At 65.1% G+C, this 20,956-nt stretch carries 27 protein-coding genes; 14 read left to right on the forward strand and 13 right to left on the reverse strand.

The annotated features are described in order from the left end of the window. Positions 1 to 34 precede the first annotated feature (34 nt). The 4 genes from DM872_RS16245 to DM872_RS16260 all read left to right on the forward strand — a co-directional run bounded on the left by DM872_RS16245 (position 35) and on the right by DM872_RS16260 (position 3,694). Positions 35 to 838, forward strand: coding sequence for a SirB1 family protein (locus DM872_RS16245; protein WP_179060446.1), 804 nt, complete (start codon positions 35 to 37; stop codon positions 836 to 838). A gap of 54 nt (positions 839 to 892) precedes the next feature. Beyond that, on the forward strand, positions 893 to 1,684 hold the full coding sequence (locus tag DM872_RS16250; RefSeq protein ID WP_179060447.1) for a helix-turn-helix domain-containing protein: 792 nt from the start codon (positions 893 to 895) through the stop codon (positions 1,682 to 1,684). A gap of 184 nt (positions 1,685 to 1,868) precedes the next feature. Then, complete coding sequence (locus DM872_RS16255; RefSeq protein ID WP_179060448.1) at positions 1,869 to 3,275, forward strand: NAD(P)/FAD-dependent oxidoreductase; 1,407 nt, start codon at positions 1,869 to 1,871, stop codon at positions 3,273 to 3,275. A 74-nt stretch (positions 3,276 to 3,349) separates the two neighbouring features. Continuing rightward, entirely contained in the window at positions 3,350 to 3,694 is a 345-nt protein-coding gene (locus tag DM872_RS16260) for a cupin domain-containing protein (protein WP_077525864.1), read from the forward strand. 222 nt (positions 3,695 to 3,916) lie between these two features. Here the strand turns inward: DM872_RS16260 and DM872_RS16265 are convergent, their stop codons facing one another. The 7 genes from DM872_RS16265 to DM872_RS16295 all read right to left on the reverse strand — a co-directional run bounded on the left by DM872_RS16265 (position 3,917) and on the right by DM872_RS16295 (position 9,149). After that, a complete protein-coding gene (locus DM872_RS16265) occupies positions 3,917 to 4,690 on the reverse strand; it encodes a crotonase/enoyl-CoA hydratase family protein (RefSeq protein WP_179060449.1) in 774 nt (257 codons plus the stop codon). Positions 4,691 to 4,945: 255 nt separating this feature from the next. Beyond that, positions 4,946 to 5,857: an SDR family oxidoreductase gene (locus DM872_RS16270; protein ID WP_179060450.1), complete on the reverse strand. Its 912-nt coding sequence runs from the start codon at positions 5,855 to 5,857 to the stop codon at positions 4,946 to 4,948. 105 nt (positions 5,858 to 5,962) lie between these two features. After that, positions 5,963 to 6,214, reverse strand: coding sequence for a hypothetical protein (locus DM872_RS16275; RefSeq protein WP_179060451.1), 252 nt, complete (start codon positions 6,212 to 6,214; stop codon positions 5,963 to 5,965). 120 nt (positions 6,215 to 6,334) lie between these two features. Beyond that, positions 6,335 to 7,159, reverse strand: coding sequence for an alpha/beta fold hydrolase (locus tag DM872_RS16280; protein WP_179060558.1), 825 nt, complete (start codon positions 7,157 to 7,159; stop codon positions 6,335 to 6,337). Positions 7,160 to 7,209: 50 nt separating this feature from the next. Next, on the reverse strand, positions 7,210 to 7,992 hold the full coding sequence (locus DM872_RS16285; protein ID WP_179060452.1) for a class II aldolase/adducin family protein: 783 nt from the start codon (positions 7,990 to 7,992) through the stop codon (positions 7,210 to 7,212). 94 nt (positions 7,993 to 8,086) lie between these two features. Beyond that, entirely contained in the window at positions 8,087 to 8,773 is a 687-nt protein-coding gene (locus tag DM872_RS16290; protein ID WP_179060453.1) for an LrgB family protein, read from the reverse strand. Further along, positions 8,763 to 9,149: a CidA/LrgA family protein gene (locus tag DM872_RS16295; RefSeq protein ID WP_179060454.1), complete on the reverse strand. Its 387-nt coding sequence runs from the start codon at positions 9,147 to 9,149 to the stop codon at positions 8,763 to 8,765. The genes DM872_RS16290 and DM872_RS16295 overlap by 11 nt, the downstream gene beginning before the upstream one ends. Positions 9,150 to 9,245: 96 nt before the next feature. Here DM872_RS16295 and DM872_RS16300 point away from each other — a divergent pair, with 96 nt between their 5' ends. Continuing rightward, positions 9,246 to 10,184, forward strand: coding sequence for a LysR family transcriptional regulator (locus DM872_RS16300; RefSeq protein ID WP_179060455.1), 939 nt, complete (start codon positions 9,246 to 9,248; stop codon positions 10,182 to 10,184). Positions 10,185 to 10,425: 241 nt separating this feature from the next. Here DM872_RS16300 and DM872_RS16305 read toward each other — a convergent pair whose 3' ends face one another. Together DM872_RS16305 and DM872_RS16310 are read right to left on the reverse strand one after the other, a co-directional pair. Next, positions 10,426 to 10,884, reverse strand: coding sequence for a cupin domain-containing protein (locus DM872_RS16305; protein WP_179060456.1), 459 nt, complete (start codon positions 10,882 to 10,884; stop codon positions 10,426 to 10,428). Then, positions 10,884 to 11,333 (reverse strand): flavodoxin, encoded by a 450-nt coding sequence (locus DM872_RS16310; protein WP_179060457.1) that lies wholly within the window; start codon positions 11,331 to 11,333, stop codon positions 10,884 to 10,886. The genes DM872_RS16305 and DM872_RS16310 overlap by 1 nt, the downstream gene beginning before the upstream one ends. A 103-nt stretch (positions 11,334 to 11,436) precedes the next feature. Here DM872_RS16310 and DM872_RS16315 point away from each other — a divergent pair, with 103 nt between their 5' ends. Further along, a complete protein-coding gene (locus tag DM872_RS16315) occupies positions 11,437 to 11,883 on the forward strand; it encodes a PAS domain-containing protein (RefSeq protein ID WP_077525874.1) in 447 nt (148 codons plus the stop codon). A gap of 64 nt (positions 11,884 to 11,947) precedes the next feature. Here DM872_RS16315 and DM872_RS16320 read toward each other — a convergent pair whose 3' ends face one another. Beyond that, on the reverse strand, positions 11,948 to 12,895 hold the full coding sequence (locus tag DM872_RS16320) for a MerR family transcriptional regulator (protein ID WP_179060559.1): 948 nt from the start codon (positions 12,893 to 12,895) through the stop codon (positions 11,948 to 11,950). A gap of 233 nt (positions 12,896 to 13,128) precedes the next feature. Here DM872_RS16320 and DM872_RS16325 point away from each other — a divergent pair, with 233 nt between their 5' ends. From DM872_RS16325 to DM872_RS16355, 7 genes are all read left to right on the forward strand, one after another. After that, positions 13,129 to 13,698: an antibiotic biosynthesis monooxygenase gene (locus DM872_RS16325; RefSeq protein WP_179060458.1), complete on the forward strand. Its 570-nt coding sequence runs from the start codon at positions 13,129 to 13,131 to the stop codon at positions 13,696 to 13,698. An 80-nt stretch (positions 13,699 to 13,778) separates the two neighbouring features. Further along, a complete protein-coding gene (folM, locus tag DM872_RS16330) occupies positions 13,779 to 14,489 on the forward strand; it encodes a dihydromonapterin reductase (protein ID WP_179060459.1) in 711 nt (236 codons plus the stop codon). Between the two features lie 22 nt (positions 14,490 to 14,511). Continuing rightward, complete coding sequence (gene folE, locus DM872_RS16335) at positions 14,512 to 15,072, forward strand: GTP cyclohydrolase I FolE (RefSeq protein WP_179060460.1); 561 nt, start codon at positions 14,512 to 14,514, stop codon at positions 15,070 to 15,072. A gap of 3 nt (positions 15,073 to 15,075) precedes the next feature. Continuing rightward, positions 15,076 to 15,447 carry a dihydroneopterin triphosphate 2'-epimerase gene (gene folX / locus DM872_RS16340; RefSeq protein ID WP_077525888.1) on the forward strand — a complete coding sequence of 124 codons (372 nt, stop codon included), beginning with the start codon at positions 15,076 to 15,078 and terminating at the stop codon, positions 15,445 to 15,447. Positions 15,448 to 15,534: 87 nt separating this feature from the next. After that, complete coding sequence (locus DM872_RS16345; protein ID WP_077525889.1) at positions 15,535 to 15,828, forward strand: DUF1244 domain-containing protein; 294 nt, start codon at positions 15,535 to 15,537, stop codon at positions 15,826 to 15,828. Beyond that, on the forward strand, positions 15,825 to 16,166 hold the full coding sequence (locus DM872_RS16350; RefSeq protein ID WP_179060461.1) for a HopJ type III effector protein: 342 nt from the start codon (positions 15,825 to 15,827) through the stop codon (positions 16,164 to 16,166). The genes DM872_RS16345 and DM872_RS16350 overlap by 4 nt, the downstream gene beginning before the upstream one ends. A 170-nt stretch (positions 16,167 to 16,336) precedes the next feature. Further along, positions 16,337 to 16,924, forward strand: a complete 588-nt coding sequence (locus DM872_RS16355; protein ID WP_179060462.1) for a putative glycolipid-binding domain-containing protein — start codon at positions 16,337 to 16,339, stop codon at positions 16,922 to 16,924. A gap of 542 nt (positions 16,925 to 17,466) precedes the next feature. Here DM872_RS16355 and trxB read toward each other — a convergent pair. Then, entirely contained in the window at positions 17,467 to 18,414 is a 948-nt protein-coding gene (gene trxB, locus DM872_RS16360; RefSeq protein WP_179060463.1) for a thioredoxin-disulfide reductase, read from the reverse strand. A gap of 298 nt (positions 18,415 to 18,712) precedes the next feature. On the opposite strand from trxB, the gene cysZ reads away from it, so the two are divergent. Next, on the forward strand, positions 18,713 to 19,480 hold the full coding sequence (gene cysZ / locus DM872_RS16365; RefSeq protein WP_179060464.1) for a sulfate transporter CysZ: 768 nt from the start codon (positions 18,713 to 18,715) through the stop codon (positions 19,478 to 19,480). Positions 19,481 to 19,618: 138 nt separating this feature from the next. Here the strand turns inward: cysZ and DM872_RS16370 are convergent, their stop codons facing one another. Together DM872_RS16370 and DM872_RS16375 are read right to left on the reverse strand one after the other, a co-directional pair. After that, positions 19,619 to 20,293, reverse strand: coding sequence for a hypothetical protein (locus DM872_RS16370; protein ID WP_179060465.1), 675 nt, complete (start codon positions 20,291 to 20,293; stop codon positions 19,619 to 19,621). A 55-nt stretch (positions 20,294 to 20,348) separates the two neighbouring features. Further along, positions 20,349 to 20,711, reverse strand: a complete 363-nt coding sequence (locus DM872_RS16375) for a hypothetical protein (RefSeq protein ID WP_179060466.1) — start codon at positions 20,709 to 20,711, stop codon at positions 20,349 to 20,351. Between the last annotated feature and the right edge of the window lie 245 nt (positions 20,712 to 20,956).

Here is a 20,956-nt window from a genome sequence, read left to right on the forward strand (position 1 = left end):
TGGCTACAAGGAATCAATCCGTCGGAGATACCCCATGGACCCGCGCCAACACTGTCTCGCCTGCCTCGAACGCGACCCTCCCGCGATGCTGGAGGCGGCGCTGTGGATTGCTGCCGAACACGATCCGCGGCTCGAGCCCGAACAGGTACTGCGCGATTTCGGCGCGCTCCTGCAACTGGTCGCCGTCGGCCTGCCGCAACTGCCGCCGGCGGAACTGGCGCAGCCCCTGCTGCGGCGCCTGAATGAACTGGACTTCCACGAAGACGACGAAATGCCCCTTCGTCCGCGAGCGGCCCTGCTGCCCCAGGTGCTGGCAACACGACGAGGCCAGCCGTTGTCCCTGGCGTTGATTGCCCTGGAGCTGGCTTCCCGACTGGGCATTCCGCTGGTCGGGGTGAATTTCCCCGGCCACTTCCTGCTGCGCGTGCCCACCGCCGACCACCTGCTCGACCCGAGCAGCGGTCGCCGGCTCTATACCCGTGACTGCCGGGACCTGCTGGTGCGCGTGCAAGGTCCGCAGGCCGAACTCAAGGCCGCGCACCTGCAGACCGCCAGTCCCGGAGACATGATCCAGCGCCTGTCACGCAACCTCTGCCAGCTGCACCGCGAAGCAGGTGAATTCCTCGCTGCCCTGAAGGATGCCGAGCGCGTGCTGCTGCTCGGACCGCCGAGCATGCACGACCACCTGGTGCGCGCCGACATCTACCAGCGCCTGGACTGCCCCCAGGCCGAGCGCTATGACCTGGAACGCGCCCTGCTGCTCTGCGACAACCCGGCCCAGCACCTGCAGCTGGCCCAGCGCCTGCGCAGGCTGGCGCATGTTCAGCCGTTGCATTGAAGGGCCCCCATCGGCTCGGGCATGCTTTGCGCTTCTCTTCGCCATGACCGTCCCATGAGTGCCCACGATCAAGTTCCCGATCCCCTGACCGCCGCCACCCGTGACGTGGTGATGCGCTACCACCTGAGCTGGAAGGCCCGTGACATCGAGGCCGTCCTCGCGCTTTACCATCCTGAGCTGGAATACAACGACTTCTTCCAGAATCGCTGCATGCACCGCGAAGACATGCGCAACTACCTGCTCGCCACCATGCCCAGCGGCCCGGAAGATTTCCTCGAACACAACGACCGCATCCGCATCGATGGCGACACCGCGTTCATCCAGTACGCCATCAGCGTCGCCGGCGGCGGCACCTTCCGCGCCAGCGAAGCCATCACCGTGCGCGACGGACTGATCTGGCGGATCAACGAATATGCCCTGCTGGTACAACCGGCCGCCCAGCCCGGCAAGGGCCCGTCGCAACGTCCGGCGGCCAGCCGCCTCGGCCTTTCGGCACGGCAGATGGGCATGCTGGCGCGGGACATCGAGGAATATTTCCAGAGTTCCCAGCCCTACCTCGACCCCAGCCTGGACCTGCACCAGGTGGCGAGCGCAACCGGCTATACCCGGAACCAGATTTCCTACCTGCTGAACCAGATGCTCGGCCAGAGCTTCTACCAGTACGTCAACCAGGCGCGCCTGCTGCACCTGCTCGAACTGCTGAAAACCGCCGTGCCGCCGGTGCGCATCGACGAACTGGCCTTCAGTGCCGGTTTCAACTCCCTTTCCGCCTTCTACCGCTGTTTCCGCCAGCACACCGGGCTGTCGCCGAAGGCGTACCTCAAGGGGGCGCACGGACGTTCGTAGGTTGGTCCGAGCAGAGCGAGGCCCAACGATGGGGCTGGGAGTCGTTGGGCTTCGCGGGCTCAGCACCAACCTACGCGTTTCCTTCTCGCGCATCCCGCATTCCCAGCGTGCCCGCGCACACGACAAGCGCCCTGCCACCCTCTAGCCTTGCCAGCCACAACAACCTGCCAACGGGAACCTGCCTATGCGGAACTGGCGCTCGATCAGCCTGTGGATGGACACGCTCGATGAAGACATCAAGCCAAGGCCGGCGCTGTCCGGCTCGCACGAGGTGGATGTGGCGATCATCGGCGCCGGCTACACCGGCCTGTGGACGGCCTACTACCTGAAGCGTCATTCCCCCGAGCTGAAGATTGCCATCGTCGAGGCGCAGTTCGCCGGCTTCGGCGCCAGCGGCCGCAATGGCGGCTGGCTGATGGGCAACCTGCTGGGCGAGGACCGTGCCCTGGCGCCGCTGCCGGCCGACGTGCGCAAGGCGTCCTTCGACCTGCTGCATGGCATTCCCGATGAAGTGGCCGAGGTGCTGCAGCGCGAAGGCATCGATTGCGACTTCCGCAAGGGTGGCATCCTCTACTGCGCCGCCCGTTACCCGGAGCAGGAAAAGCGCCTGCGCGATCAGTTGGCGGACCTGCATGCCGAAGGCCTCGACGAATCCGACTACCGCTGGATGAGCCCCGAAGAGCTGAATGGCCAGCTCCGCGTGACCAACCCCTACGGCGGCATCTTCACCCCGCACTGCGCCACCATCCAGCCGGCCCGACTGGTGCGCGGACTGGCCCGGGCGGTGGAGCGCCTGGGCGTGCAACTGTTCGAGCAGAGTCCCGCCACCGACTGGCAACCGGGGCTGGTGCGCACTGGCCAGGGCGAACTCAAGGCCCATTGGGTGGTGCCGGCCGTCGAAGGCTATGCCGCCAGCTTGCCGCCGCTGGGCAAGTACCAGCTGCCGGTACAAAGCCTGCTCATCGCCACGGAACCGCTGAGCGACGCGCAATGGGCGGAGATCGGCCTGGAACATGGCCAGGCCTTCAGCGAGAGCAGCCGCCAGGTCACCTATGCACAACGCACCGCCGACAACCGCCTGGCCTTCGGCGCCAGGGGCGGCTATCGCTTCGGTGGCCGCTTGCGGGAGGACTTCCAACTCACCGAGGACGAGGTCGGCCTGCGTCGCTACCTGCTCGGCGAACTCTTCCCGCAACTGCGCAACGTGGGCATCACCCATAGCTGGGGCGGCAACCTGGGCATGGCGCGACGCTTCCGTCCGCACATGCTGGTGGACCGCAGCAACGGCATCGCGCTGTCCGGCGGCTACGGTGGCGAGGGTGTCGGCGCCAGCAATCTGGGGGGGCGAACCCTGGCCGACCTGATCCTCGGCAAGGAAACCCTGCTCACCCGCCAGCCCTGGGTTCTCGGCGATGGCCCGCTGAAGCGCCTCAGTACCTGGGAGCCGGAACCCTGCCGCTGGCTCGGCTACAACGCCATCATCCGCAGCTTCGTCCACGAGGATCGGGTGCTGGCCGATCCCCACAGCGCGCCCTGGCGCCGGGCCATGGCGATGAAACTGGCCAGCGTCATGGAAGGCCTGATGCGCTGAACGACGCGAAATTCACTACACCCATTCGCGAGCAGAGCTCGCTCCTACATTCAGGCCTGTGCGGAGCCAACACCATGAAAGCCACCTTGCTGAAGAACACCCACGAAATGCCCCTGTCCGACCCGAGCCCGGTCGCGGTACCCGTGGGCGAGCCCGTGCCCCATACCCGCGTGCACTCGGTAGAGCGCACCGACAATGTGGAAACCGGCGTCTGGGAATGCAGCCCCGGCCGCTTCCGCCGGCAGATCGTCGAGCAGGAGTTCTGCCACTTCACCCATGGCAGCTGCACCTTCACCCCGGACGGTGGCGAGCCCATCGAGATCAAGGCGGGCGACGCCCTGCTGCTGCCGGCCAACAGCCTGGGCATCTGGGATGTGAAGGAAACCCTGCGCAAGACCTACGTGATCATTTCGCGCTGATTGGGTCGCCGGGAGCCGAACTCCTGTGGGGGCGAATTCATTCGCCAAGCAGGCCGAAGGGCTGCCCTGAGACACTCCAAGCCTGACTGATGCATCCCTCACCCCCGGCCCCTCTCCCCGGGGGAGAAGGGTGACTCGCGCCTGGCACGACGAAGTTATCCTGATGCCAGCGCTTAGCTTCCCGGTTTTCAGAAAAGTCGCAGCGAGCAGCAACCCACGGTCTCAATCGCCGAAACTGCCATGCCGCCCCTGTCCCGCCTTGAAGGAGTGTGCGCCGGCCAGTGTTTCCCCGCTGTGGATAACCTCCATCCCACCGGCGAATTCGTTGGCGATGGCCGCCTCGAACGGCAATGTCCACTGGGCATAGGCGCTGGCGCGGTCAGCCAGCATGCAGCGTTGAGGAAAGGCCGCAAGCGTATGGGCCAGCTCCTCGGCTTCGGCACGGGCCTGCCCTTTTGGCACGACTCTATTGGCCAGGCCGATTGCCAGGGCTTCCTGTGACTTCACCGGGCGTCCGGTCAGGATCAGGTCCAGCGCCCGACCCTGGCCGACGATGCGCGGCAGGCGCACCGTGCCGCCGTCGATCAGCGGCACACCGAAGCGCCGGCAGAACACCCCGAACACCGCATCCTCGGCCATCACCCGCAAATCGGCCAGCAGCGCCAGCTCCATGCCACCGGCCACCGCGTGGCCCTCGATGGCGGCGATCAGGGGTTTATCCAGCTGCATGCGGCTCGGCCCCATCGGGCCATCGCCTTCGGCCTCCAGCCGATTGCGCCGCGTGCCATCGTCAGCCACGGCGCCCAGGTCGGCGCCCGCGCAGAAGGTGCCGCCCGCCCCGGTGAGCACAGCCACCCGAGCGTCGTCGTCCTGCTCGAAGGCGCGAAGCGCGGCCGCCAGGGCGTCGGCAGTGGGACGGTCGACGGCGTTGCGGACATCGGGACGGTCGATGATGAGCGTGGTGACTGGGCCATTCTTCTCGACTTTGATGTTCATGACGGGGCTCCAGGGCAGGCAAAAGTGGGGCAGCTCTTTTGTGGGGGCGATTTCAATCGCTATGCAGGCCGCAGGTCTGCCGCTTGAGGTATTTGGGGCTGCTGCGCAGCCCATTGCGAATGAATTCGCCCCCACAAGATGTTCAGGCCGGCACCGCATCAATGAAAAGGCCGGCAACAAGGCCGGCCTTCAACATAGTGCTTCCCCGCAGGAATGTTCAGCCCGCTGGCGGAACTGCCCCGGTGAACGGCGGGATCAGAGGGCGTACTTCTGCAGGTTGGCCATCATCTCGCGCAGGGCTTCGACGTTGTCCGCCGGGTGCGCCGCGCCTTCGAAGTCGCAGATGGTCTTCCAGTTGGCCGCCACGTCCTCGGCGTCGAAGCCGGCCTTGGGGTCGAAGCCGAAGCCCAGGCTGCGCTCCCAGCGCACCTTGCCGATCCAGCCGCCGCCCACTTCGAACAGGCCGGAGGTTTCCTGGCACTGCTCGCTGCCGAGGAACACCACCAGCGGGCTGACCAGTTCAGGCTTCAGCTGCTCGAACACCTGCGGCGGGATCAGGCCTTCGGTCATGCGGGTGCCGCCGGTGGGGGCAATGGCGTTGACCAGGATGTTGTTCTTGCGGCCTTCGATGGCCAGGTTGCGGGTCAGGCCATAGAGGCCGAGCTTGGCCATGCCGTAGTTGGACTGGCCGAAGTTGCCGTAGATGCCCGAGGTGGACGAGGTGAAGATGACGCGACCGTAGTTCTGCTCGCGCAGGTGCGGCCAGGCGGCGCGGGTGACCTTGTAGGCGCCTTCGACGTGGACCTTGTAGACCAGCTCCCAGTCGGCGTCTTCCATCTTGTGGAAGGTCTTGTCACGCAGGATGCCGGCGTTGTTCACCACCACGTCGACGCGGCCGAAGTGGTCGAGGGCAGCCTGGACGATCTTCTCGCCATCGGTCACCGAGTCGTGGCTGGCCACGGCGGTGCCGCCAGCTTCGCGAATCTCCGCTACCACGCGGTCAGCCGCCGAGGCGTTGGCGCCTTCGCCGTGGGTGCTGCCACCCAGGTCGTTGACCACCACGCGGGCGCCGTGACGGGCGAACTGCAGCGCGTGGGCGCGGCCAAGGCCACCACCGGCGCCGGTGACGATTACGACTTTGTCTTGGAAGCGGATTGCATCGCTCATGGGCTGGGCTCCTTGGCAGGCCTGGGTATGCGCCGAGTCTCCGGCAGCTCACCCCGGCCCCACAAGAATCGGAGCCGCCATGAATGGTGCCCGATAAGGGCGACGCTACTTGATCGGGATGAACAGGCAGCCGTGCGGACGGAGTTTGAACAGCCACCAGTGATAGCTGTGGCAGAGCAGCGCCAGCAGTCCCGCGGCCAGCAGGCAAGCGCCGGCGGCCAGCCAGGTCCACAGGCCCGGCTGGCGCAGCACCGCGTAGCCGATCAGGCTGATTCCGGCGATGAGCAGGAGGGCCGCGGTGGCCGGCCCCAGGGTACGAATGAGGGGATAGAGGAACACCAGAAAGCGGAACAGCATGATCGAGCCTCGATGCCGCCGGGCAACCCGTGCCCGGCTAGTGGATGAGGCCGGAAATGCTAGTGGCACGCCGCCAACGACTGGAGACTCCGGCGTCCGAATCGACGCTGGAAATTTCCGTTATCCGTGTCGGTCGCGAAAGGCCAGGTAGTGCTCCAGGACCTGCTCCGGCGCCTCCGTCTGTGGATAGTGGCCGATGCCTTCGAGCAAGACCGTGTCAGCGTCCGGGATCAGCTCCCGATAGCGCGCGACCATATGCGCACCGGAGATGGGGTCTACCGCGCCATCGATCACGCGCAGCGGCACCCCGCCCTTCTGCATGGCCGCCACCCAGCGATCGCGCTGCTGGCGTCGCTCAGGGATGTAGTGGATCAACCGGTGCATGACCGCCGGGCCATCCTGTTCGGCGATGAGGTGCCAGAAGTCATCCAGCTCCGCCTCAGTGGGTTGTGTGGACGGGCCGAACACCTGGGCGAAGCTGGCGGCCAGCTTGCGACGGGAGAACAGTCGCCCGACCAGCCCGCCGATGGGGCTGAGCAGGAGCTTCTGCACCAGCACCGGCCGGTGGGTTTCCGGGAACAGGCCGCCGTTGAGGAAGACGCAGCTGGCCAGGTTGAACCGCCCTTCGTGGTGCCGCGCCAGCAGTTCCTGGGCGACGCTGTCGCCGTAGTCGTGGGCGAGCAGGTGCACCGGTCCAGTCACATCCAGATGGACGAGCAGCGCCTGCTTCAGGTCCGCCTGTTCCAGCAGTCGGTAATCATGGCCGCGCGGCTTGTCCGAGTAACCGAAGCCGAGCATGTCGCAGGCAATGACGCGAAAGCGCCTCGCCAGTGGTGCCCAGAGGTAGTGCCAATCCCAGGAGGCCGTGGGGAAGCCGTGGATCAGCAACAGCGGCTCGCCCTCCCCCGCCATCCAGAAGCGGATGCGTTGCCCGCGGAAATCCATCTCCCGCGCCTGGGCGCGCCAGTCGCCCAGGGGGATCCCGGACAGCGCCGTCACTGGTCGTATCCGGGCATCTGCTGATCGAGCTTGCGCAGCAGCGCCGGCCAGGGCAAGGCGCCGCCCATGCCGGTGGAGGTTTTCATTACGCCGGCAATCATCGCGCGGGCGCCGTCGAGGATCTGTTGCGGGATGTGGATGAGTTCGCCGCCACCGGCCTGGGCCATCACCTGGATTTCGCAGGCGCGCTGCATCGTGAACATGCCGAGGAAGGCGTCGGCGATGGAGCCGAAGGCAGTGAGCAGGCCGTGGTTGGGCAGGATCATGAAGTTGGCCTGGCCGAGGTCGGCCTGCAGGCGGGCCTTCTCATCGTGGTTCAGCGCGACGCCTTCGTAGCCGTGATAGGCCAGGCTGGCGAGGACGAACAGCGACTGCTGGGAAAGCGGCAGCAGGCCGTTCTTCTGCGCCGACACGGCGATACCGGCCGAGGTGTGGATATGCAGTACGCAGCCCACGTCCGGACGCACTTCGTGCACGGCGCTGTGGATGGTGTAGCCGGCCGGGTTGATGTCGTAGGGGCTGTCCATCAGCTTGTTGCCGGCCAGGTCGATCTTCACCAGGCTGGACGCGGTGATCTCATGGAACATCAGCCCGTAAGGGTTGATCAGGAAATCTTCGGTGCCGGGCACCTTGGCGGAGATGTGGGTGAAGATCAGGTCATCCCAGCCGTACAGGGCGATCAGGCGGTAGCAGGCGGCCAGATCGACACGGGTCTGCCATTCGGCGGCGGACACCTGGTCCTTGAGGTGGAGTGACGGGAGGGCTTGGGCGGCGGTCATGGCGAAACCTCGTTGTTGTTATGTGTCCGGGGAGTCTAGCCACGGGCTGCCACGACGATAGTCGCCTTGGCAGCCAGCTTAATGGCCTTGCGGGTCAGATCAGGGAGGCCACCAGCGGCGCGGCGAAGAGGTTGAGCAGGCCCATGAGGACCATCACCAGGCCGGCGACGGTGCCCTCTTCACGCCCAACTTCCTGTGCCCGGCTCACGCCCGCACCGTGGGCTCCCACGCCGAACAGGGCGCCGCGGGCCAGGGCGCTGCGCAGGGGCAGCCAGCGGATCAGCAGGCTACCGGCCAGTGCGCCGAATACCCCGGTGAGCATGACGAACACGGCCGTCAGCTCGGGTACGCCGCCCAGGTCCTCGGCCACCGGCATGGCGAAAGGCGTGGTGATGGAACGTGGCACCAGCGACAGGCTCACCTGCGACTCCAGCGCCAGGGCATTGGCCAGCCACCAGGAGCTGGCGATAGCGACCGCGCTGCCGGCCAGCATGCCCAGCAGCAGCGCCGGCCAGTGACGGGCAAGCAGATTGCGCTGCTGCCAGATCGGCACGGCGAAGGCCACGGTTGCGGGCCCCAGCAGCGCCATCAGCCAGTGGGTCGCACCGGCGTATTCGGCGTAGGCGGTATGCAGCGGCACGGCCACGACGAGCAGCAGCGCCGGCACGAAGATCAGCGGCGACAGCAGGTAGCGGCCGGTACGCCGGTACATCCAGCGGCTGGCCAGGTACCCGGAAAGGGTCAGCGCCAGCCAGAACCAGGACATGGGTTCAATGTTCATGGCGCATCCTCCAGCGGCAAACGACTTCCACGGTCAGCGCGGTGGCCAGCATGACCAGCAAGGTGCTGGCGCCGATCACCAGCAGGATGCGCAGTCCCTCCTGGCGCAGCAGCGCGCCGTAGTCGAGCAGGCTCATCAACGCCGGGATGAAGAACAGCAGCATCTCGGCCATCAGCAGTCCGGCACCCAGTTGCAGCGCCGCAGGTTTCACCCAGCCAGTCGCGAAGGCCGTCAGCAGCAGGCCGAGGCCGATCACGCCACCCGGAATCGGCCAGCCCAGCGCCGTCGCCAGCGTGCAGCCCAGGACGTAGAGGCCCAGGAGCACGACGAGTTCAGCGGCGAGACGGGTGATATGGAGCAGGCGGGAACGGTTCATGGCGGTGACCCTCGGTACTGGTGGCCAGATTAGGTCCGCGCCTATCATCCCAAAAGCGAATTGTTCGACTTGCAGCCATTCGAGATTGGAATAGCCATGGAATTCCGCCAGTTACGCAGCTTCGTCGAGGTGGTCCGCCAGGGCGGCTTCACCCAGGCCGGCAAGACCCTGCATGCCACCCAATCCACCATCAGCAAGCAGGTGGCCCAGCTGGAGCAGCGGCTGGGCGTGCAACTGCTGGAGCGCAGTGGTCCGCACCTGCGCCTGACCGACTCCGGCGCCGTGGTGCTGCGCCATGCCGAGGACATGTTGCGCCAGCGTCAGGACCTGCATAGCGAGCTGGACGATCTCAGCCAGCTGCGGCGAGGCGAGCTGCGCCTTGGGTTACCGCTGCTGGGCGGTGAAGTGCTGTTCGCCGAGTTGTTCTCCGAGTACCGGCGGCGTTACCCGAACATCGTGGTGCGGCTGTTCGAAGGTGGCAGCAAGCTGATGGAAGAGGCGTTGCTGCAGGGGGAGCTGGAACTGGCTGGCAGCCTCACGCCGAGCGATTCGGCCCTGGAGTACCAGCCCTTCTGCAACGAACCGCTGGATATCCTCGTGCCTGAGGATCATCCGCTGGCCGGCGAGGAAAGCCTGGCCCTCGCTCAATTGGCCGACTCGCCTTTCCTGCTCTATCAGCAGAGCTTCACCCTCAACGATCGCTTGCTGCTGGCCTGCCAACAGGCCGGCTTCACGCCGCGCGAAGTGGGCCGCAGTGGCCAGGCGGACTTCCTCGCCGCGCTGGTCGCCGCTGGCCAGGGCGTGGTGCTGCTGCCGCGCATCGTCGCCCGCCCGCTGCAGCGCCCCGGCCTGCGCCTGGTGCCGCTGCGCGAGCCGGACCTGCGTTGGGACATCGCTTTCGTCTGGCGACGCGGCGCCTACCTGTCACGGGCCGCGCAGGCGTGGCTGGAGTTGTTGCGGGAGTATTCGCCGCTGAACCGGCCCGATGGCACGGCACAACTGCGTGGGGTTGGTCTGGCTCCGAACGGTGGATGAAAAAAGCGTCATCCACCCTACGGCAGGACTTCGTCCTGCAATCGCGAATGAATTCGCTCCCACAGGAAAAGCGAGATCGTAGGGTGGACCACGCTTCACCGGTCCACCATTTGGGAGTTTGGACGGGCACCGAATGAAGGCCAAGCACCTTTGTAGGAGCGAATTCATTCGCGAAGGACCGCGAAGCGGGCTCCACCTCCATTCGCGAATGAATTCGCCCCCACAGCAAAGCTAAGCAGGATCAGATCAGCGCGCGATCCAGCAACGGCCAGCCCCGCTGGGCCTGGGGGTCATCGGCCAGCAGGCGGAAGCCGGCGAATTCGAAGCCCGGCGCCACGTTGCAACCCACCAGGGTGTACGCACCGAGCGCGCGGGCGGCCTGCCACGCGTGGGCGGGTACGGTGCGCTGGGGCAGACTGCCCTCCTCCACCGGACCCAGGATTTCCCGACGGACCTCGTCGGGAGATTCGGCAATCAGCAATTCCAGCGGCTCGCCCTCGTAGAAATGCCAGATCTCGTCGGCATCCACCCGATGCCAGCGGCTAACACCGCCCTGCGGCAACAGGAAGAAAATCGCTGACGACGCCGCACGGCCACCCGGCAAAGCCTGGGCCGACTCGAACACCCGGCGGTAGAAGCCTCCCTCCGGGTGCGGCAGCAGTTGCAGTTCGCGGATCAGGGTTTCGGCGCGCGGGTGCATCAGGCTTTCAGCGCCGCGATGACGCTATTCAGCCAAGGCTCGGCATCCAGTTCCGGGGTGACTGTTTCGCTGGCGTCCAGGCGCTGCATCTCCACGACTTCGCGCAGGCCCAGCTCGGCATAGAGCTCGCGCATCATTTCGCCACCGCCGCAGTAAACGTCATAGCTGGAATCACCCAGGGCGAGGATGGCACTGGGGCGGCCCCGCCAGTTGGGCAGGCGGTCGCGCAGTTCGTGGAACAGCGGCAGCAGGTTGTCCGGCAGCTCGCCCATACCGGTGGTGGCGGTTACGGTCAGCAGCGCTTCGGGGTCGAAGGCGACCAGGTCATCCAGGCTCACGCGCGGCAGGTGACGAGCGTCCAGGCCAGCGGCCTTGAACAGCTTCTCCGCGTGACGGGCGACTTCTTCGGCGGTGCCGTAGACCGAACCGGACAGGATGGCGACTTTCATGGGTACTCCGAGTCTGGGGCGAAATGCCGCGCATTATGCCGCAACTGGCAGGGCGCGCAGGATGCCTTAGACTGCTCCCGGTCAGGTCGAACGAGCCGGGAAAATGATCAACGCCAAGCTGCTGCAACTGGTGATAGACGCCTCCAACGACGGCATCGTGGTCGCCGAACAGGAGGGTGAGGACAACATCCTGATCTATGCCAACGCCGCGTTCGAGCGCCTGACCGGCTACCCCCGCGACGAAATCCTCTACCAGGACTGCCGCTTCCTCCAGGGCCAGGACCGCAACCAGCTGGGCCTTGCCGCCATCCGCCAGGCACTCCGCAGCGGCCAACCGTGCCGGCAGATCCTGCGCAACTACCGCAAGGACGGCAGCGCCTTCTGGAACGAGCTGTCCATCACCCCCGTGCTCAACGAATCCGACCAGCTCACCTATTTCATCGGCATCCAGAAGGACGTCACCGAGCAGGTCGAAGCCCGCCAGCGCGTGCGCGAATTGGAAGCGGAAGTGGCGGCGCTCAGATCAGAACTTGCAGAACTCAAAGCGTAGGAGCGAGCTTGCTCGCGAAGCCTTGTGACTGGGTCATTCGCGAGCAGAGCTCGCTCCTACAAGGTCAGGTATCCAGGTGCCCGGAGAGGAATTGGCGCAAACGCCGCTGCATCAGGCGTCCCTCACTGCCCAAGCAGGCCACCGGCGTGCCATCGAGTTCCTCACTCAGCAGATCGGCGGTTTCGCCCGCCAGCGCCAGGGGGCAGTCGAGCCCGAGGGCCAGGCGATTGAGCTGCTGGGCCAGGTCGTCGGCCGGAGGCTGATTGGAGAACAGCACCAGCGCCTGGGGCTGAAGCTTGCCGCAGACCATCGGCAGTTCGGCCAGCGGCTGGCCGAGACCCAGTACATTGATCGCCACCTCGCTGCTGCCCAGCAGCAGGCCCGCCACCAGCAGCTCCAGCTCACGCCCCTGCCCGGGCAACGGCGCCAGCAGCACCCGCGCCTGCTGGCCAGTGCGGGCCAGCTGCAAGCGCTGCAGGACGCGAGCGCGAAGGAAGCTGTCGAAGAACACCCACTCGCTGCCACGGCCGAATTCGTCCTGACGCAACAACAATGCTTGCCACACCGGCATCAGCACATCGGCGAATGCCACATGCAAGGGATAGGTGGAAAACACCTGGCCATAGACCCGTTCCAGCTCGGCTTCGTCCAGGCTCGACACGGCGCTGCGCACCTGGGCGCGCCGCTCGCTCCACTCTCCCACCGCCGAATCCTGGAGGATCGGTGCCAATGGCGCCCTGGCCGCGTTGCTGCGCGCCAGCAACTTGCCCACCTTGCTCACCGAAACACCGCGCTCGATCCAGGCGAGGATGCTACGCACCGCCTCGACGTCCGCCAGGGAATAGAGCCGGTGGCCGCTGTCGGTGCGTGTCGGCTGGATCAGCCCGTAGCGCCGCTCCCAGGCCCGCAGGGTGACCGGGTTCACGCCCGTCAGGCGCGACACTTCCCGGATCGGGAAAAGGTCTTCCTGTTTCAGGGCGCGGGACGCGAGGGATGCACCGGATTCGGTCATGGCAGCGGAATCGTCAGGGGGAAGATTCACGCAGTTTAATCCTTGTTGCGGGGATTCCAATTGGCTGCAGGCCACGGCAGGCGCGGCACGACCTGCCGGTCATCCTTCGCGCTGGCGCTTTGCGGAAAAAACGGAATAATCCTTGCCTCAATTTCAACGCAGCCCACCACCCCGGCGCTGCGTGATGTGCCACTGCCCTATCCGGGCGGGCACCGGTTGCAAGGAGATACACAATGTCTGCCGATCCCGTCACCCTCATGGTGGCCCGCCGCGTCGCCCGCGAGCGCTACCGCGACTTCATGGCCTGGCTGCGCGAAGGCGAGCTACTGGCCGCCGACTTCCCTGGTTATCTTGGTTCGGGCGTGCTGGCGCCGCCGCCGGATGATGACGAATTCCAGATGATCTTCCGCTTCGCCGATGAGCCGACCCTGGCTGCCTGGGAGCACTCCGCTTCTCGCCGCGCCTGGCTTGCACGCGGCACCGGCCTGTTCGAGCAGCCGCACGAGCATCGCGCCCTGGGCCTGGACGCCTGGTTCGGCAAGGCCGAACAACGGCCGCCGCGCTGGAAGCAGAGCGTGGCCATCTGGCTGGCCTTCTTCCCCGTTTCCCTGGCCTTCAACCTGTTGTTCGGCGGCTGGCTGGGCGACTTGCCGCTGGCCATGCGGATACTGCTCAGCACCCTGGTGCTGACGCCGCTGATGACCTACTGGTTCATCCCACTTTCAACCCGTCTGCTGGCGCCCTGGCTGCGGGGTGATCGCGCCGCCATCGCACGCAATCAGACGGCAGCGCAGCCACGCTGAAGCTCGCCGTTTGGGGATTTGTACAACCCCCACCCCTGGTATAACGTGGCCGGCCATGGTCCTCAGATTTCGAGGCGTCGATGAGCCGACCCGCTGCCCCCATCCTGATCACCGGCGCCAGCCAGCGCGTCGGCCTCTACTGTGCCGAACGGCTGCTGGACGAGGGCCAGCCAGTGATCATCAGCTACCGCACCGAGCGCGACGGCGTGCAGCACCTGCGCGAACGCGGCGCCTTGGCGCTGCAGGCGGACTTTTCCAGCGAAGCCGGCATCCTCGCGTTCATTGCTGAACTCAAGGGCTGCACCGACGGCCTGCGTGCCATCGTCCACAACGCCTCGGACTGGTTGACCGAGGCGCCGGGGCATGAAGCCGAGGCCTTCCAGCGCATGTTCAGCGTGCACATGCTGGCGCCCTACCTGATCAACCTGCATTGCGAGGAACTGCTGCGCCGCAGCAGCCCGGCGGACATCATCCACCTCAGTGACGACGTGGCGCGCCGTGGCAGCGAAAAGCGCATCGCCTACTGCGCCAGCAAGGCCGGGCTGGACAACCTCACGCTATCCTTTGCTTCGCGCTTCGCCCCGTACATCAAGGTCAACGGCATCGCCCCGGCACTGGTGATGTTCAATGCCGATGACGACGACGCCTATCGCAAGAAGACCCTGGCAAAATCGGCGCTGGGCATCGAACCCGGCCCGCAGGTGGTCTACCAGGGCCTGCGCTACCTCCTGGACAACCCCTACGTCACTGGAACGACACTGACCCTCAACGGCGGCCGCCATCTCAAGTAAGGCGACTGCAAGGACTGCCACCATGAGCGACGAGCTGCCCCGGCACTACCGGGAAATCCTGCTGGGCCTGGGCGAAGATCCGGACCGCGAGGGCCTGCGCGATACGCCCAAGCGCGCCGCCAAGGCCATGCGCTACCTCTGCCACGGCTACGAGCAGAGCCTGGAGGAGATCGTCAACGGTGCGCTGTTCGCCTCGGACAATGACGAGATGGTCACGGTCAAGGACATCGAGCTCTATTCCCTCTGCGAACACCACCTGCTGCCCTTCATCGGCAAGGCCCATGTGGCGTACATTCCCACCGGCAAGGTGCTGGGGCTGTCGAAGGTCGCGCGGATCGTCGACATGTTCGCCCGCCGCCTGCAGATCCAGGAGAACCTCACCCGCCAGATCGCCGATGCGCTGCAGAAGGTGACCGGCGCCGCCGGCGTGGCGGTAGTGATCGAAGCCAAGCACATGTGCATGATGATGCGCGGCGTGGAGAAGCAGAACTCGGTGATGAGCACCTCGGTGATGCTGGGCGCCTTCAGGGAGTCCCAGAACACCCGCCACGAATTCCTGAAATTGATCAATCGGAGCAACTAGAGCATGCCGAGACTGGAGCCTGGAATGGCGCGAATCCGCGTCAAGGACCTGCGCCTGCGCACCTTCATCGGAATCAAGGAGGAGGAAATCCTCAACAAGCAGGATGTGCTGATCAACCTCACCATCCTCTACCCGGCCACCGAAGCGGTGCGCGACAACGACATCGACCACGCGCTGAACTACCGCACCATCACCAAGGCGATCATCCGTCACGTCGAGGAAAACCGCTTCGCCCTGCTGGAGCGCCTGACCCAGGAAATCCTCGACCTGGTGATGGCCAATCCCAGCGTGCGCTATGCCGAAGTCGAAGTGGACAAGCCCCATGCGTTGCGCTTCGCCGAGTCGGTATCGATCACCCTGTCCAGCCATAGATAAGCCTTTGAGCGGACCTGTTTGCCGGTGCCACGGAGGGCTCTTATCATGCCGGCCATCCCCTCCCGAAAGCCCCAGGAGAATCCTGCCATGACCGAGCAAGAACGCCTTGAACTCGAGGCCGCCGCCTTCCGTAGCCTGGTGCAACACCTGCGCAGCCGCCCCGATGTCCAGAACATCGACCTGATGAACCTCGCCGGCTTCTGCCGCAACTGCCTGTCGAAGTGGTACAAGGCCGCTGCCGACGACCTGGGCCTGGAAGTCACTCCGGACCAGGCGCGCGAAGAGATCTACGGCATGTCCTACGCGGACTGGAAAGCCAAGTACCAGAAAGAAGCCAGTGCCGAGCAGCAAGCGGCCTTCAACAAAGCGAACAAAGAATGAGCAACCTGAACGACTTCCGCGCCCGCCTGCACAGCGACCAGCACGTCTTCGCCGAAACCCTGGCCTTCATCGCCGAGGGCTACGACTACCAGCAGAGCGCCTTCAGCAATGGTCCGGTGGAAAACGCCGCCGGCCAGAACGAAGGCTCCTGCAAGACCCTCGGCCTCGCGCTGCTGGAAGGCTTCAGCCTGGAAGAAACCCTGCTGGCCTTCGGCGAGCACTATCGCGCCGTGCTGGCCACCCCTGAAGGCAGCGACCACGGCAATATCCGCGCCCTGATGAATACCGGCCTGGCGGGCGTGCGCTTCGAGCGCCAGTCACTGCAACGCAAGGCCTGATGCCCCTCGCCGCCCCGTCCGGGGCGGCATTCTTACGCTTTGGCTTCCGCTTTCTGTCAGCAAAGGCTGACATCAATCTTCCCCTCAAACGCGTAAGATTCTCATCAAATAGCTGTGGCGCTAGTGCAATTCCCACAGGAAAAGCATCACTTCTCTGCCGGAGCGCACGGATGCAGCAGACCCTCGTATGGAAACCCCTGTCGACGCCCGGCGTGGAAAGCCTGCGCCTGTCCATGGATGAAACCGGAATCCATGCCAGCAGCCATCTGCTGCAGAACCGCAATGGCCACAGCATCGCCGCCACCTACGTGCTGGACAGCGATCCGCGCTGGCGCTTCCGCCATCTCTGGCTGAAAGTGGAAAACCAGGGTTCGCGCAGCCTGCGCCTGAGCCGTGATATCCGCGGTCGCTGGCTGCTCGACGGCCAGCACCGCCGCGATCTCGATCCATGCCAGCTGGTGATGCTTTCCGGCACGCCCTTCACCCACACGCCGGCGCTGCATCGTTGCGACCTGGGAACAGGCCAGAGCGAGCAGCTGCATGTCGCCTACATCGACCTGTCGACCATGCGCGTCGAAGCCCGCCGCATGCGCTACCAATGCCTGCGCCAGCAGCCCCAGCAAAGTCTGTATCGCTGCGAGGCGGAGGGTCGCAAGGCGATCGAACTGACCGTGGACCGGCAAGCCCTGCTGCTGGAAGCCCAGGGGTTGTACCGGCGCATGAGTGCGCGGACGCTGTCGTTGAATACGTGGGTTTGATGCAGACCTGCTTGTAGGTTGGCGCGGCCCGACGTCAGTGCCCGATGCAGACCTCGCTGCGTTGGGCTTCGTCGAACTCTGCCCAACCTACGAAATCGGCACGGAGCTCCCTGTAGGTTGGGCCAAGCTCAGCGCGGCCCAACGTCGGTGCCGGATTTGGGCCCCGTTGCGTTGGGCTTCGTCGAGCTCTGCCCAACCTACGAAATCGGCACGGAGCTCCCTGTAGGTTGGTCCAAGCGCAGCGCGGCCCAACGTCGGTGCCGGATTTGGGCCCCGTTGCGTTGGGCTTCGTCGAGCTCTGCCCAACCTACGAAATCGGCACGGAGCTCCCTGTAGGTTGGTCCAAGCTCAGCGCGGCCCAACGTCGGTGCCGGATTTGGGCCCCGTTGCGTTGGGCTTCGCCGAGCTCAGCCCAACCTACGAAATCGGCACGGAGCTCCCTGTAGGTTGGGCCAAGCGCAGCGCGGCCCAACGTCGATCTCCGATGCCACCGGAAAGAAAAAGCCCCGCATCGGCGGGGCTTTTCTGCATCAGGCTGAATCTTATTGCGCGTCGAGGTAGCGCTCGACGTCCAGGGCAGCCATGCAGCCGGCGCCGGCCGAGGTGATGGCCTGGCGATAGACATGGTCGGCCACATCGCCGGCTGCGAACACGCCGGGGATATTGGTGGCGGTGGCATTGCCGTCACGGCCGCCGTTGACCACCAGGTAGCCGTCCTTGAGCGTCAGCTGGCCTTCGAACAACGAAGTGTTCGGGGTGTGGCCGATGGCGACGAACAGGCCGTCCACCTTCAGCTCGTCAGTGCCGCCATCGTTGCGCTTGAGGCGCACGCCGGTGACGCCCATGGCATCGCCCAGCACTTCGTCCACTTCAGCATTCAGCTTGAGCTCGATCTTGCCTTCGGCGATGCGCGCTTTCAGCTTGTCCTGGAGAATCTTCTCGGCACGGAAGGTCTCGCGGCGATGCACCAGGGTCACCTTGCTGGCGATGTTGGCCAGGTACAGCGCCTCTTCCACGGCGGTGTTGCCGCCACCCACCACCGCCACTTCGCGGTTGCGGTAGAAGAAACCATCGCAGGTGGCGCAGGCGGAAACGCCCTTGCCCATGAACGCCTCTTCCGAGGGCAGGCCCAGGTAACGGGCGCTGGCGCCGGTGGCGATGATCAGGGCATCGCAGGTGTAGGTGCCGCTGTCACCTACCAGGGTGAAGGGTTTGCCGGCCAGGTCCACGGCATTGATGTGGTCGAAGACGATCTCGGTCTCGAATCGCTCGGCGTGTTCCTGCATGCGCTGCATCAGCGCCGGGCCGGTCAGGCCGTGGGGATCGCCCGGCCAGTTATCGACTTCGGTGGTGGTGGTCAGTTGCCCGCCCGCCTGCATACCGGTGATCAGCAGCGGCTTGAGGTTGGCGCGGGCGGCGTAGACAGCCGCGGAGTAACCGGCAGGACCGGAACCGAGGATGATGACCCGCGAATGACGTGCTTCGGACATGGCTGACTCCCGCCCAGCTGGGCATAAAAAGGGGCCACTGCGGCACTTGGGGAAGGCTTTGGATGCAGTGGCCCCGTTGAACCGGGTCTGGCCACCGATTGGCGATTAGCGATTGGCCAGGAATGGGCGCAAGCTTACCGAGCGCCCTTCGATAGCGGAAATACCCGCTCTCAATCCACGCCATAGGACGCAGCTATTTGCATAACCGCGAGCAAATTTGTTCCGAGCTTTTTCCGGGCTTTCCATGGCGCCGGCAAAGCCGTTAAGGTCGGCGCGTTTGCAACCTTGGGGAACCACCATGCCTGCACCCGCACTATCCGGGCCGCAATACCTGGGCGAAGGACTGAAGCTGGTCCTGAGCCCCGGACTGCGCCTCTTCGTCCTGCTGCCACTGAGCGTGAACCTGCTGCTGTTCGCCGGGCTGATCGGCTTCGCCGTAGGGGAATTCAGCGGCTGGGTCGATGCCTTCATGCCCAGCCTTCCGGACTGGCTGAGCTTCCTCCAGTACCTGATCTGGCCGCTCTTCGTACTGCTGGTACTGGTGCTGGTGTTCTTCAGCTTCACCATGCTGGCCAATATCATCGCCGCACCCTTCAACGGCTTCCTCGCGGAAAAGGTCGAAGTGGTGGTTCGCGGCCAGGACGACTTCCCCGCCTTCAGCTGGGCCGAGCTGATGGCGATGATCCCGCGCACCGTGGGCCGCGAGCTACGCAAGCTGGCCTACTTCCTCCCGCGTGCCGGCGCCCTGCTGATCCTGTCCTTCATTCCGGGCGTGAACCTGCTGGCCGCGCCGCTGTGGATAGTTTTCGGTATCTGGATGATGGCGGTGCAGTACATCGACTACCCGGCGGACAACCACAAGCTGGGCTGGAACGAAATGCTCGCCTGGCTGCGCGAGAAGCGCTGGCAGAGCCTGGGTTTTGGCGGCATCACCTACCTGGCGCTGATGATTCCCTTCGTGAACATCCTGATGATGCCGGCTGCCGTGGCTGGTGCGACCCTGTTCTGGGTCCGTGAGCAGGGCGACTTTGCCCTGCAGAAGCAGTCCAGTCAGGTGATGCGCTGAGTGCATGTTCCAGAACGAGGAATCTGGTACAGGCGGGCTACTGACTTGTAGGAGCGAGCTTGCTCGCGAACGGGCATGCACGATGCTTCGCGAGCAAGCTCGCTCCTACAGGCAGTCCGAACTCGGAGCAACTGCAGCTCACGCCTGGATACTGATCGGATTCTCCCGCGCTTGCCGCTCCTCCTCCGCTTCCTTGGCCTGCATTTCCATCTTCTGCTGGAAGCGCTCGGCGATTTCCTTCTCCACCGCTTCCTGCTGTTCCGGCGGCATGGCGTCGAGTTCTTCCTGGGTCAGCCCCATCTCCGCGAGGATGGCATCGCGCATCTTCTCGGCCGGTGACTTGTCCATGTACTCCTGGAACTTCTCCACCGCTGTCTTGCCACCCAATCCCAGATCATCCGGCAGGTCCTTGTTGCTCATTTGCAGCTTCCCAGCGGAGTTCTGCAGCTCTACCCGCATGCGGGCAAAGCCCTCCTCGGTCGCCTGCCAGGTCCGGTAGTCGCGTTCCGAACCGGATGACGTGGTACGTCGAGGCGCGTCCCTGGTGTCGATCCCAAAAGGATCTTCACCCTCCTTTGACGATTTGCTGTTACGGAATCCAAGGCCTGACAAGGCGCTCACCGCGCCCGCCCCGCCGATCGAGTTGATTGCCACCTTTGCCGCTCCTTCAAGAGGGTTCCGCGCATTGGCACTCAAGTACCATGCCATTTCGGCGCCCTGCTCCAAGGCCTTGAAAACAAAGGCTTCGCGGTATTCCCCGCGCAGAACAGGCGGCAAAGTCTTGCCGCTGGTGCCCAAAGTTGGGAACGGCACCACGCGTCGCGGCAAGGTACCCAGTGAGCCCGTGGATACCCTGCCGGCGATGGCGCTATGAGCTCCGTTCAGGGGTGCAGGAAAGCCTGGAATTCGTGCTCCGACCTATTGGCCGGCTGTCCACGATAATCAACGCGCTGGCGCCCGGCTCGAGCCGCACTCGCTTGCCCGCCGGGCGCATGGCGTCCGCCACGCCCGGTACAACCCCACAGTGGGCAGCTTGCGTACCGCGGTTGGTGAGTTTGAGAACCTGACTGGCGCCCCGGCTGATGGCAGAAGCATTGACCGGCTGGATCAACGGCGCACTCAGCGCCAGATCAATATCGAGGCCGTTCAGTTCAGCCTCCATCCTGGCGTCGGCGAAGGCCATCAGCGGCAGGCATGCCGCGAAGCCGCTTATAACGAGCACTTTGTTCATCTCGAACCTCCGGGAGATTCAGAGTGAGCCTCTACCTGGCCGTAGAGGCGGGGCACCCAGCCCCGGACGGGAAAAGTCCGTTGGCTGGATCGATCCGCTGCCGGTAAGGGTCCGGCGCAGATGCATTGCCCATCACGTCAGGAGGGACGTGGTCACTGCCGGGCCATCCGCTGGCCTGTGCCTGGAAGCAAAGGATTACGGGGCCCCGCCGGCATGAGGGACATGCCCTAACAAGTCTAGGAGGG

Source organism: Pseudomonas taiwanensis, assembly GCF_013393345.1.
In the GTDB taxonomy this organism is placed as follows: Bacteria; Pseudomonadota; Gammaproteobacteria; order Pseudomonadales; family Pseudomonadaceae; genus Metapseudomonas; species Metapseudomonas resinovorans_C.